Below are 14573 nucleotides of genomic sequence, written 5' to 3' on the forward strand. Positions count from 1 at the left end.
TTTGCCGATAGTGGTCAGCCTGCCCGGCTACGCGTTGCCGGTTGCCCTTTAGACCGTGGTGTCGGTGTAGCGCGTGATATCGTCTTCAGCGATATATGTGCCTGATTGCACCTCGATCATCCTGACAGGAATCTTGCCCGGATTGTGCAAGGTATGGATGGCGCCGAGCGGGACATAGGCTGACTGGTTTTCCGACAATAGCCGGACATCGTCATCAATCGTGATTTCGACGGTTCCCGACACGACCACCCAATGCTCGGCGCGATGCAGATGGCTTTGCAGGCTCATCCGCTTGCCGGGCTTGATCATCATCGACTGGACAGCAAAACGGTCGCCTGCGTTGATGCGTTCGCTGTAACCCCAGGGTTTGTAGGCGCGCAGGTGATACTGGGTTTCGGTCCGTCCATCCTTGTTGAGCGCGTCGACGACCTTCTTCACGTCCTGTGCATGGTCCTTGTCAGCCACAAGTACACTGTCACGGGTCGCGATGACCATCACGTCAGTCAAGCCGACCACGGACACCAGCGCGTCATCCGTATAGGCGAGACAGTCCTTGCTGTTCAGGAAACGCGTGTCGCCCAAGCCGCTGTTTCCGTCCGCGTCCTTGTCAAGCACGGACCAGATGGCCGACCACGAGCCCAGATCATCCCATTGCGGAGCCATCGGGACGCAAGCGATATTGTTAGCCTTTTCCATGATCGCATAGTCAATGGAGATGTTGTCGACTTTCGAAAAAGCCTCATCGGAAATGCGGGTAAAGTCGAGGTCGACACTTTTGTCGGCCAATGCTGTGCGAAGATGCCGGAGCATGTCCGGCTGATAGAGTTCAAAGGCTGCAAGCATGGCTTTGGCCGAAAACAGGAAGATACCGGCATTCCAGACATGGTTGCCTTCGGACAGGAAGCGTTCGGCAGTGCTGCGATCAGGCTTTTCAACGAATGCGTCGACCGGATGAACGTCGCCTTCTGCTGCGCCGAGCCGGATATAGCCATATCCGGTATTGGGCGCGTCCGGCGTGATGCCGAAGGTAACGATCCGGCCGTCTTCAGCCGCAGGTTCAGCCAATGCGATGGCCTTGTGAAAGGCATCGACATCACCGATCATGTGATCGGACGGCAGGAGTAGCACGAGAGCATCCGGATCCCGGTCTTCTGCCAGGAGAGCGGCCATTACCGCCGGTGCCGCCGTATTGCGGCCCATCGGTTCGAGAAGAATCGTATCGGCTTGCGCGGAAATCTCCTGAAGCTGCTCGCCCAATAGAAAGCGGTGATCCTGATTTCCAATGACGATCGGAGCAGCAAAAGCGGAGCCCTGAACCCTTTTCACCGTCATTTGAAACAGGCTGCGGTTGTCGAACAGAGGCAGAAACTGTTTTGGGCGATCCTGCCGGGAAAGTGGCCAAAGACGGGTTCCAACGCCGCCGGATAGGATGCAAGGATAAATCATTTGCTTCTCCAAAGACTGTGTCAGCATATGCTCATGCGCAGCCAATAACCGTTCATTTCAGGCAACGGCTGATCAAAACAGGAGCTCAAGAATTTTTGTCCGTCTGCAATTTAAAATATCCAGCACTTTGACATTCTGGTTTATTTTTAATGAAGGTTCGCCGTGAAATTGCAATTTTACACGCGGTTTTTGAGAGTGGCCCACTGCCAAAAAGCCATAGCGGCTTTCGGAAGTATATGAACGGCCGTCTAATTTCCGCTTGGCGCGTGGCCGCAGAATAGGATAGACCACGCGGGTCCCGTCCACCAGAGCGCACCGGTCCTCCAAAACATGCAAACTGTACTCGTTACCGGATCCGCCGGGTTTATCGGCTATTACTTGTGCCGCCGGTTGCTGAGGGACGGTTACCGTGTAATCGGTATTGATGCACTGACGGATTATTACGATGTCGGGCTCAAGCACCGGCGGGAACAGATGTTGCTGCAAAACCAGCATTTCTCCGCAGTCCATGAGCGGATTGAGAGCCCGGACGTTTTGTCGAGGCTGCTGGAACGGGAGAGGCCCGACTACATTATCCATTTGGCTGCCCAGGCTGGCGTCCGCTATTCGATTGAAGAACCGCGTTCCTATCTGGAAAGCAATATCAAGGGGACGTTCGAGCTTCTGGAAGCAGCGCGCGCATATCCTCCAAAGCACATGTTGCTGGCATCAACCTCGTCCGCATATGGCGCCAATACGGATATGCCCTACACCGAGACTGACAAGGCCGATCATCAGTTGTCGTTTTATGCCGCGACCAAAAAGGCGACCGAGTCGATGGCGCATTCCTATGCCCATCTTTACGGCCTGCCGACCACCATGTTCAGGTTCTTCACGGTTTATGGTCCCTGGGGGCGCCCGGACATGGCACTCTTCAAGTTCACAAAAGCCATTCTGAATGGCGATCCTATCGACGTGTACAATCACGGACGGATGAGGCGGGATTTTACCTACATCGAGGATCTGGTCGAAGGGATCCGGTTGCTGATGGACGCTGTTCCCGAACGCCCCGAAAATGGTGAAGTGCCGGAAGGCGACAGCCTGTCACCGGTGGCACCGTGGCGGGTCGTCAATATCGGTAATTCGGAATCCATTGAGCTGACCGACTTCATCGATGCGATTGAACAGGCAACAGGGCAGAAGGCTGTCCGCAATCTCATGCCGATCCAGCAAGGCGATGTTCCGGCCACTTGGGCCAATGCGGATCTGCTCACGAAACTGACCGGCTATCGGCCCAAAACGGGCATGCGCGACGGGGTGAAGGCCTTTGTTGCATGGTACCGCGACTATTACCGCGTCTAGCTGCCGTGGCCGCAGCCCCGTCCTCAGGCCAAGGCCTCGGCCTCCTGACAAACATCGACCCAGTCGGCATTAGTGATTTCAGCCATCCGGTCAGGGGTGATCCGCACCGCCGCATTTTGGGCACCTGCTGCCGGGATCACCTCGTCAAAGGCCTTGAGCGATAGGTCGCAACAGACCTTGAGCGGCCCGGCGAGGCCAAAGGGGCAGACGCCGCCGACCGGGTGTCCCGTCAGCTCCTCGACCTCGTGAAGGCCGAGCATCCTGACCTTGCCGCCAAAGACCTGCTTGGCCTTCTTGTTGTCGAGCCGGGCATCTCCTCGCGCAACGACCAGAAACACTTCATCCTTGAGACGAAACGAGAGGGTCTTGGCAATTTGCGCAGGCTCGACACCATGGGCTTCCGCCGCCAGTTCGACGGTCGCGCTGCTTGTTCCGGTGACGATGATCTCTAGGTCCGGGGCGGCCTCGGCAAGATGGGCACGCACGCTTTCGAGACTCATGATCGGGCTCCGCTTTTGTCGTTGGTATTTGACAGTCTTTTCCGAAGCATGGCGTTATCGTCAAGAGGTTCTCCCGCATACGCGGGGATGGGCTCCGGTTTTCGAAACCGGGAGCAAGGGGCACAAGAAAATGGCCCATCCGGCCCGGCGAGAGCTCTACGCACCAAGGTGCATATGGCCGTTGTCTGCAGGCAAGGCGTTCGTGCCAAAATGATGTTCCGGCCGGAACGTGTCGGGCAAGGCGGGACCGGATGCCGTGGGGCTGATCTCGCCGAGGAGCGCGTCTGCGGCCAGATGCGCGATTCCAAAGGAGATCTTGTAGCCGCCGGTCGCCGCATAGGTTCTTTCATAACCGGGCAACCGTCCGATCAAAGGATCCCGCTTGTTGCATCTGGGTCGTATCCCGGCCCATGCGCTCAAGACCGGCAATCCGGCGAGCTTGGGGCAAAACCGGACAGCCCGTCTTACGAGCTCATCGGTGCGTTCGCGCGAGGGGGTGCCGTCTTCATAGACCTTGTCGGCCGTGCTTCCGATGGCCACCGTGCCGTTGCCGTGCGGAACCACATAAAGTCCGTCGCAATAAATCGCCGGCAGGTTTTCGAGTTCCGGCCCTTCGAGCAGAACCGCCTGACCCTTTTCACCACGCCCCACGGTCTCGCCGGTCAGGCGCCGGATCTCCGGGAAACTTGCATGACCATTTGCATAGATCATTTGTCCTGCGAAAACAGGACCTTTCCCGTTGCTAACGATCACCTGCCCGGTGTCTTCCTCGAACCGGGTAACAGCGGTGCCTTCAACAAGGACACCGTGCTGTCGAATGTAGCTTGCAAGCGTCGCCAGATAGGCGCGGGGTGAGATCCGGGCGGCCAGCGTTTCCCAGACCAGACCAAAGGGAGCTGCCTCCGGTGAAAGCCAGTGCCGGTAACTGCCGGCGGGTTCCACGCTGTAGGCAAAACCGGTCTTGTCCGGGTTCCAGCGTTCGAGGCTTTCCTCGGCCCGCTCAAGATGATGATCCAGCTTGTCCTGCGTGGTCAGTGGCAGCAATCTGCCGCATCGGCGATAGCCGGTGTTCATGCCGGTCTCGCTTTCCAGCGTTCTGGCATGGGTTTCCAGGCTGCCAAGCGCACGAAACTGAAATTCCTTTTTCGGGTTCCAGCGGGCCGGCATGTGTGGCATCAGCGCGCCAAGCAGCCCGCCGCTTGCGCCCGCGCCAATCTTGTCGGCTTCGAACACCGCCACTTTCAATCCCTGTTTCAATGCGGCATACGCAATGGACAGGCCAAAAATACCGCCGCCTGCTATCGCAAGGTCGAAACTCTGGCCGGAAGTCGAAAGTGGCAAGGGATGCTCCAGTCTGTGCTTGTGTTTTGCGTGCACATATCAAAGCCGTGTATGCGCAGGAAGATGCGTTTCAGCGAATTGGATTCAAGGCCGTCTCGGTACCGGTACAGGATACAATGAAAAAACTTGACAATAATAACGATATTTCAAATCCGGAGTTGACGTGGCTGGAGGATGGCGTGCCGAAGGCCGCGCAGTTTGACGATACCTATTTTTCGCGGGCGGGAGGGCTGTCCGAGACACGTCATGTGTTCCTTGCGGGCAATGGCTTGCCGGATCGTTGGGCTGATCGGCAGCGTTTTACAATCGGTGAATTCGGTTTTGGCACGGGGTTGAATTTCCTTGCAACGCTTCGTGAGGCGCGCCGCTCGCATCCGGGGCTCAGACTGACCTATGTCAGTTTCGAGCTGTTTCCGATGTCTGCCGGGCAGCTGGATCTGGCGTTGTCGGCATTTCCGGATCTCAAAGCGGAAGCGCAGGAGCTTCTTGAGCACTGGGCACCACGCGCCGGATGGCAAACAGTCCCGCTCGGTGAAGCAACGTTGGTGCTCGGCATCGGCGATGCCCGCGACCTGATTGCCGGTCTCGAAACTGGCGGCGGAGATCCTAGGTCGAACGCCGGACGTCCCGTCGATCCGGTGGATGCGTGGTATCTGGATGGTTTCAGTCCGGCAAAAAACCCGGAACTCTGGGACGAACGCCTCTTGCAACACGCCGCTGTTCTGACGGCAAGTGACGGCACATGTGCGACCTACACATCGGCCGGTTGGGTTCGGCGCAATCTGGAAGCCGCCGGGTTCGAGATGAAAAAGGTCAGGGGCTTCGCCGGAAAGCGCGAGATGTCCGTTGGACGGTTGAAGACCGAAACCGTCTGATCATGCCCTTGCAACCGCCGGGCTTGCAATCGCAAGAGTGTTGCGCGAAATTGGCGTGGCCGATGAGGGCGGCCGCCGGATCCGCGGAAAGCGATGAGCACCCTGACATGAAGACGGTACATGCCGGTTTTTCACCTGCGCCCGATACAAAGCGGATCATTCGGGCGAACTGACAGGAGAAAAGCCATGTCTGTGAAGCCTCGCCAGACCCTTGACGGCTATCGGAAAAATGCGCGTGCCCTGAAAAAGGCCTATGCGTCGGCGGAGCCCGAGGCGCTGGAGCGCGCCGCACGCCAAGGGATTTCGTCAGCCAGTCCCAAACATGCCGACTTCTTGCATGTTGTTGCCCGCGAAGCCGGATTTGCAAGCTGGCCCAAACTCAAGCTGGCCCTGGAAATCGCTGGGATGAGCCGCCCGGACTGTGCGGACAGGCTGAGGAGGGCCCTTTACTTCGGTCAGCACTGGGTTACGCATAAACTATTGGCCGAAGACCCGGATCTGGCGCAGGCGGACTTCGGCCTTGAGGTGGCGCTGTATGATCTGGCGGCTGTCCGCAAGGCTGTCGACAGGGACCCGAGAGCGGCGACGCAGCTTGCCGGTGTGCGGAGCCCGATCCTGCATCTGGCCTATTCCAGGGAAATACACCGGTCTCCGGAGAAGGCGGCAGACATGCTCGCCATTGCGGAGCTGCTCGTCAATCACGGTGCGAATGTCAACGACGGCTATCGGGCTGCTTCTGAATCGGATCACACAATTTCCGCACTCTACGGCGCTCTGTGCCATGCCGACAATCCCGCGCTCGGGGAGTGGTTGCTGGCGCAGGGGGCAAACCCGGATGACAATGAAAGCCTCTACCATGCGACCGAGTTGGGGCACACCGACGCTCTGAAAGCGCTCCTTGCCCATGGCGCAAGTCCATCGGGAACAAACGCCTTGCCGCGAGCGCTCGATTTCGATGACATTGAAAAGGTGCGCTTGCTGCTGCAAGCGGGCGCCAATCCGAACGAGGCCGCCGAGGATCATCCAAGTGGCCATCCGATGGATACGATCCCGGCCTTGCATCAGGCCGCGCGGCGAGGCGCTTCGGTCGATATGGTAACTTTGCTTTTGGACTTTGGTGCAGATCCTTCGGCCAACTGGGATGGCCATACGCCTTACGCCATGGCGCGCATTTATGGAAACGATGCTGTGGCGGGCCTGTTGGCCGAGAGGGGCGCTCCCGCACATCTGGACTTCAACGAACGCATACTTGCAGCTTGTGCAGACGGTGCAGCTCCGCCAGAGCGACTGGATCTGGAAGCCCTTTCAGCTGAAGATCGAGGTCTCCTCACCAAGATCGCGTTTCAGCCCGGGCGGCTGGAACACCTGAAAGCACTCGTCACTGCCGGGCTCGACCCGGACGCGCGGGATGATATGGGGCTGCCACCACTTCATGTCGCTGGGTGGAACGGACTTGCCGACGAGTTCCGGTATTTTCTGGGTCTTCAGCCGGATCTTGCCTATCGCAACAAGTTCGGCGGCGATGCGCTCGACACGATTGTACATGGCGCGGAATTCGCACCCAAACGGCCCGGTGCGGATCACATTGCCTGCGCACGCATGGCCCTTAAAGCGGGAGCAACCCTTTTCCCGGACTATGTTTCCGGCTGCGGCGAGGAAGAGATGGCCGTCTTTCTGGAGGATTGGGCCTTGCGGACCTAGAAGATAAGGTACCTGCCGCTATCCGCGCCCGGTAAACGGCATATTGGTTGCCATGATAGTCATGGACTGAACATTGGCGGTCAGGGGCAAGGATGCCATGTCGACGACGGCGCGGGCAACATGGGACACGTCCATGACCGGTTCGGGCATCATGCTGCCATTGGCTTGGGGCAAGCCCTTGTCGAAGCTTGCAGTCATGTCGGAAGCGGCATTGCCGATGTCGATTTGGCCGCAAGCGATATCAAACGGGCGTCCGTCGAGAGACAGTGTCTTGGTGAGACCGGTGATTGCGTGTTTGGTGGCGGTGTAGGGCACGGAGCCGGGCCGTGGAACGTGGGCGGAGATCGACCCGTTGTTGATGATCCGGCCGCCTTGCGGCTCCTGACGGCGCATCAGGCCGAACGCGCCACGGGCGACCAGAAACGCGCCATGCAGATTGACATGCAGGACCTTCAACCAGTCCTCCACCGGGATTTCGTCGATCGGGGCCGCCGGTACATTGTTGCCCGCATTGTTGAAAACCACATCCAGACGGCCGAACCGGTCCGATATGTTCCGGAACAGGGCGTCCACTTGTGCTGCATCGGACACATCGCAGGCAATTGCTGTGCCGTTGCGATCATTTTGGCCGGAGAGGACCGCTTCCAGCTTGTCCTGGCGCCGGGCAGTCAGAACAACCGTGGCGCCCCCTTTGAGAAACGCCTCCGCGGTTGCCTTGCCAATGCCGGAGCTTGCGCCCGTGACCAGAACCACCTTGCCGTCAATACTCATCAGGAAGACCCCGCCTGTTTGCTTTCCCGTTCTTGATCGTCATGTGCACGCTCCGCTGCGGGGCTGCCGCCCAGGTCATTGGCCGCCGGTGGCAAGTCGGGCGCAGAGGCTTCTGTCGTTTCGGGCTCCGCCACCGCATCGGCCGCATTCTCGCATGCAGTTTCGGGGGGCGGGTTCTGGGCTTTGGCCAGTTTCTTTTCCGCAACATAGTCCGCAGCTTCGTCGGTCGAGGCCTGGCGCGCGGTGGCAAGTTCCCGGACATGGGCCCGGATGTCGGGTGATTTGCGCATCAGTTCGCGGAAGTCATTGGCATTCAGTCTCAGCAGGTGGCAATAGCCGAGCGCGACGACATCCGCGCTGCGTCTGGAGCCCGTCAAGAGGGAGATCTCGCCAAAAATGTCGCCACGTCCCAATCTTATGTTCCGCTCAGGTGTCCTGACTTCGACCGCCCCGGAAGCAATGAAATAGGCTGCATCACCGCGATCGCCTTTCCGGATGAGTTTTTCGCCGGGAACTGCAAAATGCGGGCGGATCATCCGGACAATCATCTTGCGCTGCTTGTTGGAAATTCCCTGGAACAGCGGATGATTTGAGACAAGATCACGGGTCTTCAGGCCGAGGTCGAGATCGGGACGCGCGTAGGTCTTGTCCCGGATCGCATCGATATCGCGTTTCAGATCATTGTGTAGTTCGGTACCGATCAGGGTCTGTTCATGGGCTTCCGCGTAAGATGTCTCTTCTATCCGAAGACCTGTCTTGCGCAGGAACATCATCTCCAGCGCATCGGCGTAGTCCGGATATTGAAGCCGCAGGGCCTCTATTGCGGTGTGCACGTCATCCCGGCGCACACGCAGCATGTCGTGGAGAATGTCTCCGACGCGGTCCCCTACCAGTGGGCGGATACGGTTACGGTTGAAGTCGATCAACTCGCCCACCATGATTCGGCAGACCAGCAGGAATTCGAACCGGTCGGCCAGAAGCGTCGCGAGTGGCCGCTTGATTTTCATCCGCCGTTGCAGCCATTGGGCAGCGCGGAACCTTGTGGAGAATGTGAGGCGTCCTCGGGTGGCCCGATTGTAGCCGATCCGGCCTTCGCTGCGGGTAAGGTCCCCGATCCGGCCGGCCATTGCGAGATGTGGTGAAATCGCACGGGACGAAATCGTCTTGTCGCGAAAATGCTCAAGGACAAGTTGCTGTTCGCGGTCGGCAAGCGCGATCAGGCCCAGTGTCACCCGGTCCCGGTCCTTGAGCTCTTCCAGCTTGTTGGTTTCCTCAAGAGCTGCGGCGGCCCGTTGGTCATACTCTTTTGTGACGAGTTTCGTGATACGGGGTTCGATATGGTAGGCGTTGGCAGCCTCTTCCACTCCGTGCTTGACGTCGGAGAGGGCAAGGGCAAGGAACTGGCCACGGATTGCCTTGTCACGGGCATTTAGCTGGTCGAGTCCGAGGAGGCGGATCAACGGCTTCAGGCTGATCCCGTAAACCAAAAGCGTGAACAGGACAAAGGCTGTGGCCAGTTTGGTAACAAACTCGGCAACGTCCGGTGCGAGAAAAGCGTGTTCTGAAACCGACAGGGCCAGTGTTAGCGTAACTGCGCCCCGCATGCCCCCCCAAAGCATGACAGTCTTGTAGTTGTTGCTGACGGACTGTCCGATGTTGAAGATCCGCAGCATGGGGAGCAATCCGAAAATGACGACGGCGCGGGCTGCCAGAGCCGCGACCACAAGCACCGCCAGCAACAAAACGTCGATCAGTTCGAAGCCATCGACAAGTTTCGGGATCAGGATCGCAGCTAAAATAAAGATCAGGGATGACGCCCAGAAGGCAATCTGCTCCCAAACGTCCTGAAGAAATTCCCAGTTTTCAGGGGAGATTCGGGACGGGCCGTAAAGATTGAACACGATACCGGAGGCGACGACTGCAACCACGGCCGAAACATCGGCAGACTGGTCGCTGAGTACATAGACCGCATAGGGCATGGCAAGGCTCAGGGTGACCTGGGCGAGTGGCAGGTCCCGCATCAATGGCAGCAGCATCACGCAGATCCGCGACATCACGACCCCGACCACAACACCGCCTGCAAACGAGCGGAAAAAGGCCATGGTGGCTGTGGCTGCATCCGGGCTGGCATTGCCGGTCAGGATGCCGAGAAGGATGACAAACAGGACGATTGCCGCAGCGTCGTTCAGGAGGCTTTCGCCCTCAACGATCCGTCCGAGCCGCGCTGGCGCGCCAATATCTCGGAAAATAGCCACGACAGCGACCGGGTCCGTGGTGGCGACGATAGCTCCCAGCAGAAGACAGGCAACCAAAGGCATGCCCGAAAGCGGATAAAGTGCAAAGCCTATAAAAGCGGTCGCCACCACCACCGCCACGACCGCCATGACCAGAATTGGGCCGATGTCTTCGAAAATCCTCCGGACATCAAGCGTCAGAGATGTCTGAAACAACAGGATCGGCAGGAAGATGTAGAGGATCATCTCCGCGTTCAGCGGGGGGTCGACGAAAACGCGCGCAACCTGATTAAAGGAATCCGTGGACGGCGTGTAGAGAAGATAGGTTGCGACAATCCCGATCAGGGTGCCGATCATGGCCAGCAGGACACTCGGCGCGAGCCCCAAGCGCCTTGCAAGCGGCTGCAGCAAAGAGATGACAAATAAGAGACCGGCAAATGAGCCTACGACGATCGGTGTTTCCATGGCTCCCAATGTGCCTATGGAAAACGCCATTTCCAAGCGCGAACAAAGGTCTTTTTTCGTCAGTCACTTAAAAAGTATGGGTTTCTGCCGGACATCACACGATTCATCCCGGGTTTGCCCGGCGCTCCGACATCCAGATACCGGCTAGTACCAGAACCAGTGCCAAGCCATGATGCCAGTAAAAGGGTTCGCCCAGGATGCCCACCGCCAGTATGGGGGCCCAAATCGGGACCAGATTGATGAAGACGCCTGCGCGGGCCGGACCGATCAGCTCGACGCCGCGCATGAAAAAGATCTGGGACAGGAAGGACGGAAATATCGCTATGTAAAGGACGATAAGCCATCCCTTGAAGGTCGGCCACTGGGCCTGGCCAATCATGATTTCATAGGCGGCGGCGGGCAGGGACGTGATTGCGGCAATCATCGACAAGACCGCGAAGAACACAAGACCTGAAACCTGAGGCCGGTTGCGCAGAGCGAGCGTGTAGCCCGAGTAGAGAACACAGGCGATCAGCATGTAGCCGTCCCCGGGGTTGACGGCGAGAGCGCGCAAGACCTGAAGGCTTCCCTGCGACGCAATCAGGACAACACCTGCCACGGTGATGAGTATGCCTGTGACCTGGATCATTCTGACACGCGTTCCGAATGCCAGAATCGAGCCCGCCAGCACAAAGACCGGCACGGATCCCTGAATGATCCCGAGATTGATCGCGGTCGTGCTTTGGGCAGCGATATAAAACAAAGAGTTGAATGCGACGAAGCCAAGCGCCGCCATCAGTGTCATTTTGCCGATATGTGGCCGCATCATGGGCCACTCCTGACGGATGCGATTCTTCAGGAACAACAGCATGATGACCGCCACGATAATCCAACGCAACGTTACAACCATCAGGGGCGACACTTCCCCCAGGGCCAGTCGTCCGGCGACCGTGTTTCCGCCCCAAAACAGGGTGGTCAGGACAAGCAGCAAGATGGCATTTGCATAGAGCCGGTTGCCGAACAGGGTCAGGGTGGAAAGCATCAGGCAGCCTTGGTGCGAAAGGATCGGGTGCCAGACATGACCTACTGCGCATTACAGGGCAAGACCGGAACGCATCCAAGATGCCCTGCATTGCGAAGGAGCCGGAACAAGTCTGCTAAATTTTTTCCTTAAATGAAAAGCTGATTGGGTTTTTGCGGGAATTGACCCGGACCTTGCCAGCCGTCAAAAAGGGCGCCAATGGGGGAGACCCTCCCTCCAACACCGCGATAAAAGGGAGTTGAAGCATGACGGAACGCGTCGACGCGCATGGACTGAAGGTTGCCCGCGAGCTATTCGAGTTCGTCAATGAAAAGGCCTTGCCGGGCACCGGAGTGGAGCAGGACGCGTTTTGGGCCGGACTGGCCGCGATTGTCGAAGACCTCGCACCTAAGAATCGCGCGCTTCTCGAAAAGCGCGAAGCCCTGCAAAAGCAGATTGATGACTGGCACCGGGCCAATCCTGGAACGCCGGACATGGACGGCTACAAGGCGTTCCTGACCGGGATCGGTTACCTCGTTCCGGAAGGTCCGGACTTCAAGGTAAAGACTGCCAATGTGGATCCGGAAATCGGAACGGTCGCCGGGCCCCAGCTGGTCGTCCCAGTAATGAATGCCCGCTATGCGCTCAACGCCGTCAATGCCCGTTGGGGCTCGCTCTATGATGCGCTATACGGCACCGATGCCATGGGCTCGAAGCCACAAGGCGGCGGATACGATCCGGCGCGTGGTGCCGAAGTGATTTCCCATGCGCGGAAGGTGCTTGATGATGCAGCGCCTCTGGCGACCGGATCCTGGACTGATGCGCAAGGCCTGTCGGTCGTGGATGGTGCGCTTCAGGTCGCAACCGCTGGCGCCGCAACGGGTCTTGCCGATGCGCGCCAGTTTGCCGGTTACAAGGGCGATGCCGCAAAGCCGGCGCATGTTCTGCTCAATAAGAACGGCCTTCATCTCGACATCGTCATCGATGGTACCAGCCCGATCGGCAAGACCGACAAGGCGCAGATTTCCGACATCATTCTGGAATCGGCCATGTCGACGATCATGGACTGCGAGGATTCGGTTGCAGCCGTTGATGCCGAAGACAAGGTGGTGGTCTATTCCAACTGGCTGGGTCTGCTGAAGGGGGATCTCCAGGAAACCTTCGAAAAGGGCGGCGAGACCGTTACCCGCAGGATGAATGCCGACCGGGTCTACACGGCTCCGGATGGTTCCGGGCTGACCCTGCATGGCCGGTCGCTTCTGCTCGTGCGCAATGTCGGCCACCTGATGACCAACGAGGCTGTTCTCGACAGTGAGGGCCGGGAGGTTCCGGAAGGCATTCTCGACGGTATGGTCACCGCGCTGATCGGTCTGCATGATGTCGGGGCAAACGGCCGCCGCGCCAACAGCCGCGCGGGATCGGTCTATATCGTCAAGCCGAAGATGCACGGACCGGAAGAAGTTGCGTTTGCCTGTGAGCTGTTCAACCGGGTCGAGGACGCACTGGGGATGACCCGCAACACGCTCAAGATGGGTATCATGGACGAGGAACGCCGCACGACGGTCAACCTGAAGGAGTGCATCCGTCAGGCCAAGGACCGTGTGTTCTTCATCAATACCGGCTTCCTCGATCGCACAGGCGACGAGATGCACACTTCGATGGAAGCCGGCCCGATGATCCGCAAGGGAGACATGAAGGCAGCGACCTGGATTGGGGCCTATGAAAACAACAATGTCGATGTCGGTCTTGCGAGCGGTCTTCCCGGCCATGCCCAGATCGGCAAGGGCATGTGGGCCATGCCGGACCTGATGCAGGCGATGCTGGAACAGAAGATCGGCCACCCGATGGCCGGCGCGAACACCGCCTGGGTTCCGTCGCCGACGGCTGCAACGCTTCATGCCCTGCACTACCACAAGGTCAGTGTGGCTGATCGCCAGGACGAGCTGAAGGCACGCGAGGCCGCCAAGCTGGAAGACATCCTGTCGATTCCGGTTGCGGAGCGTCCGAACTGGGCACTGGACGACATTCAGGCCGAGCTGGACAACAATGCCCAGGGCATTCTCGGCTATGTCGTACGGTGGGTCGAACAGGGGGTGGGGTGCTCCAAGGTTCCCGACATCAACAATGTCGGCCTGATGGAAGACCGGGCCACATTGCGCATTTCCTCCCAGCATATCGCCAACTGGCTGCGCCATGGCGTGTGCTCGGAAGATCAGGTTCGGGAAACACTGAAGCGCATGGCAAAAGTCGTGGACGGGCAGAACGCGGGGGACCCGCTTTATCGCCCGATGGCTGCCGATTTTGAGGCGTCGGTGGCGTTCCAGGCTGCATGTGATCTGGTGTTTGAGGGTACCGCGCAGCCGAGCGGCTACACCGAGCCGGTGCTGCATCGCCGCCGGATCGAGTTCAAGGCGAAGCAGGCGGCCTGACGGTCTTCCGCTGTCAAAACACTTTGAAGAGCCATGGAACCCGCGCGAAGGCGCGGGTTCTTTTTGTTTGGGCCGGTGATCGAGCGGCTCTGCGGGTGCTTTATGAAAACGTGCACATATTGCGCTTGCATAATGCACTGTGTGCGCCTAAGTTTACCTAAGGACAACAAAAAATGACATAAGGAAACCCATCATGAGCCACAGTCTTTTCACCGCGCGTTGCATGTTTGTGAAACATGGTCTTGATTACAACCACGAGCGCCTTGAGTGGTGGCCGGACAGTCTTTATCGGACCCGTCGGGAGGCCCGGCCAATCCCGGACACAGGTCCGATGTCACGGCCGTTCTGGAAACTGTTTTGAGACTTGTTTGCCAAGCAGTCAAAAGCAGCATGCGCGGTCCGGAAAATTTCCTGCTTCTGGCGAGTAAATCCGGAGCGGCAAGCTGTATCGAAATGGCTTTAAAACGGTA

General features: G+C 58.5%; 11 protein-coding genes. 5 read left to right on the plus strand and 6 right to left on the minus strand.

Annotation, left to right across the window (positions count from 1 at the left end; translation table 11 throughout):
* Nucleotides 1–48: 48 nt before the first annotated feature.
* Nucleotides 49–1446 (minus strand): mannose-1-phosphate guanylyltransferase/mannose-6-phosphate isomerase, encoded by a 1398-nt coding sequence (locus E1297_RS20365; protein WP_155141682.1) that lies wholly within the window; start codon nucleotides 1444–1446, stop codon nucleotides 49–51.
* A gap of 330 nt (nucleotides 1447–1776) precedes the next feature.
* On the opposite strand from E1297_RS20365, the gene E1297_RS20370 reads away from it, so the two are divergent.
* Nucleotides 1777–2787, plus strand: a complete 1011-nt coding sequence (locus E1297_RS20370; RefSeq protein WP_155141684.1) for an SDR family NAD(P)-dependent oxidoreductase — start codon at nucleotides 1777–1779, stop codon at nucleotides 2785–2787.
* Between the two features lie 23 nt (nucleotides 2788–2810).
* On the opposite strand, the gene E1297_RS20375 is transcribed toward E1297_RS20370, so the two are convergent.
* Nucleotides 2811–3287 (minus strand): YbaK/EbsC family protein, encoded by a 477-nt coding sequence (locus E1297_RS20375; protein WP_155141686.1) that lies wholly within the window; start codon nucleotides 3285–3287, stop codon nucleotides 2811–2813.
* 156 nt (nucleotides 3288–3443) lie between these two features.
* Complete coding sequence (locus E1297_RS20380) at nucleotides 3444–4628, minus strand: FAD-binding oxidoreductase (RefSeq protein ID WP_155141688.1); 1185 nt, start codon at nucleotides 4626–4628, stop codon at nucleotides 3444–3446.
* A 116-nt stretch (nucleotides 4629–4744) separates the two neighbouring features.
* Here E1297_RS20380 and mnmD point away from each other — a divergent pair, with 116 nt between their 5' ends.
* Both mnmD and E1297_RS20390 read left to right on the plus strand, forming a co-directional pair.
* Complete coding sequence (gene mnmD / locus E1297_RS20385) at nucleotides 4745–5503, plus strand: tRNA (5-methylaminomethyl-2-thiouridine)(34)-methyltransferase MnmD (RefSeq protein WP_155141690.1); 759 nt, start codon at nucleotides 4745–4747, stop codon at nucleotides 5501–5503.
* A gap of 186 nt (nucleotides 5504–5689) precedes the next feature.
* Nucleotides 5690–7204, plus strand: a complete 1515-nt coding sequence (locus E1297_RS20390; RefSeq protein ID WP_155141692.1) for an ankyrin repeat domain-containing protein — start codon at nucleotides 5690–5692, stop codon at nucleotides 7202–7204.
* 18 nt (nucleotides 7205–7222) lie between these two features.
* Here E1297_RS20390 and E1297_RS20395 read toward each other — a convergent pair whose 3' ends face one another.
* The 3 genes from E1297_RS20395 to E1297_RS20405 all read right to left on the minus strand — a co-directional run bounded on the left by E1297_RS20395 (nucleotide 7223) and on the right by E1297_RS20405 (nucleotide 11695).
* Entirely contained in the window at nucleotides 7223–7975 is a 753-nt protein-coding gene (locus E1297_RS20395; RefSeq protein ID WP_155141693.1) for an SDR family oxidoreductase, read from the minus strand.
* Complete coding sequence (locus E1297_RS20400) at nucleotides 7975–10674, minus strand: cation:proton antiporter (protein WP_155141695.1); 2700 nt, start codon at nucleotides 10672–10674, stop codon at nucleotides 7975–7977. The genes E1297_RS20395 and E1297_RS20400 overlap by 1 nt, the downstream gene beginning before the upstream one ends.
* 103 nt (nucleotides 10675–10777) lie before the next feature.
* On the minus strand, nucleotides 10778–11695 hold the full coding sequence (locus E1297_RS20405) for a DMT family transporter (RefSeq protein ID WP_155141697.1): 918 nt from the start codon (nucleotides 11693–11695) through the stop codon (nucleotides 10778–10780).
* A 245-nt stretch (nucleotides 11696–11940) separates the two neighbouring features.
* On the opposite strand from E1297_RS20405, the gene E1297_RS20410 reads away from it, so the two are divergent.
* Nucleotides 11941–14103 carry a malate synthase G gene (locus tag E1297_RS20410; RefSeq protein WP_155141699.1) on the plus strand — a complete coding sequence of 721 codons (2163 nt, stop codon included), beginning with the start codon at nucleotides 11941–11943 and terminating at the stop codon, nucleotides 14101–14103.
* A gap of 193 nt (nucleotides 14104–14296) precedes the next feature.
* Nucleotides 14297–14464, plus strand: coding sequence for a hypothetical protein (locus E1297_RS20415; RefSeq protein ID WP_155141701.1), 168 nt, complete (start codon nucleotides 14297–14299; stop codon nucleotides 14462–14464).
* Nucleotides 14465–14573 lie beyond the last annotated feature (109 nt).

It is taken from the genome of Roseibium sp. RKSG952 (assembly GCF_009711355.1).

Bases quoted from the DNA above. Each gene is read 5' to 3' on its own strand.
- E1297_RS20415 (WP_155141701.1), top strand. From the start codon at position 14,297: ATGAGCCACAGTCTTTTCACCGCGCGTTGCATGTTTGTGAAACATGGT.
- E1297_RS20400 (WP_155141695.1), bottom strand. From the start codon at position 10,674: ATGGAAACACCGATCGTCGTAGGCTCATTTGCCGGTCTCTTATTTGTC.
- E1297_RS20405 (WP_155141697.1), bottom strand. From the start codon at position 11,695: ATGCTTTCCACCCTGACCCTGTTCGGCAACCGGCTCTATGCAAATGCC.
- E1297_RS20390 (WP_155141692.1), top strand. From the start codon at position 5,690: ATGTCTGTGAAGCCTCGCCAGACCCTTGACGGCTATCGGAAAAATGCG.
- E1297_RS20370 (WP_155141684.1), top strand. From the start codon at position 1,777: ATGCAAACTGTACTCGTTACCGGATCCGCCGGGTTTATCGGCTATTAC.
- E1297_RS20395 (WP_155141693.1), bottom strand. From the start codon at position 7,975: ATGAGTATTGACGGCAAGGTGGTTCTGGTCACGGGCGCAAGCTCCGGC.
- E1297_RS20375 (WP_155141686.1), bottom strand. From the start codon at position 3,287: ATGAGTCTCGAAAGCGTGCGTGCCCATCTTGCCGAGGCCGCCCCGGAC.
- mnmD (WP_155141690.1), top strand. From the start codon at position 4,745: ATGAAAAAACTTGACAATAATAACGATATTTCAAATCCGGAGTTGACG.
- E1297_RS20410 (WP_155141699.1), top strand. From the start codon at position 11,941: ATGACGGAACGCGTCGACGCGCATGGACTGAAGGTTGCCCGCGAGCTA.
- E1297_RS20365 (WP_155141682.1), bottom strand. From the start codon at position 1,446: ATGATTTATCCTTGCATCCTATCCGGCGGCGTTGGAACCCGTCTTTGG.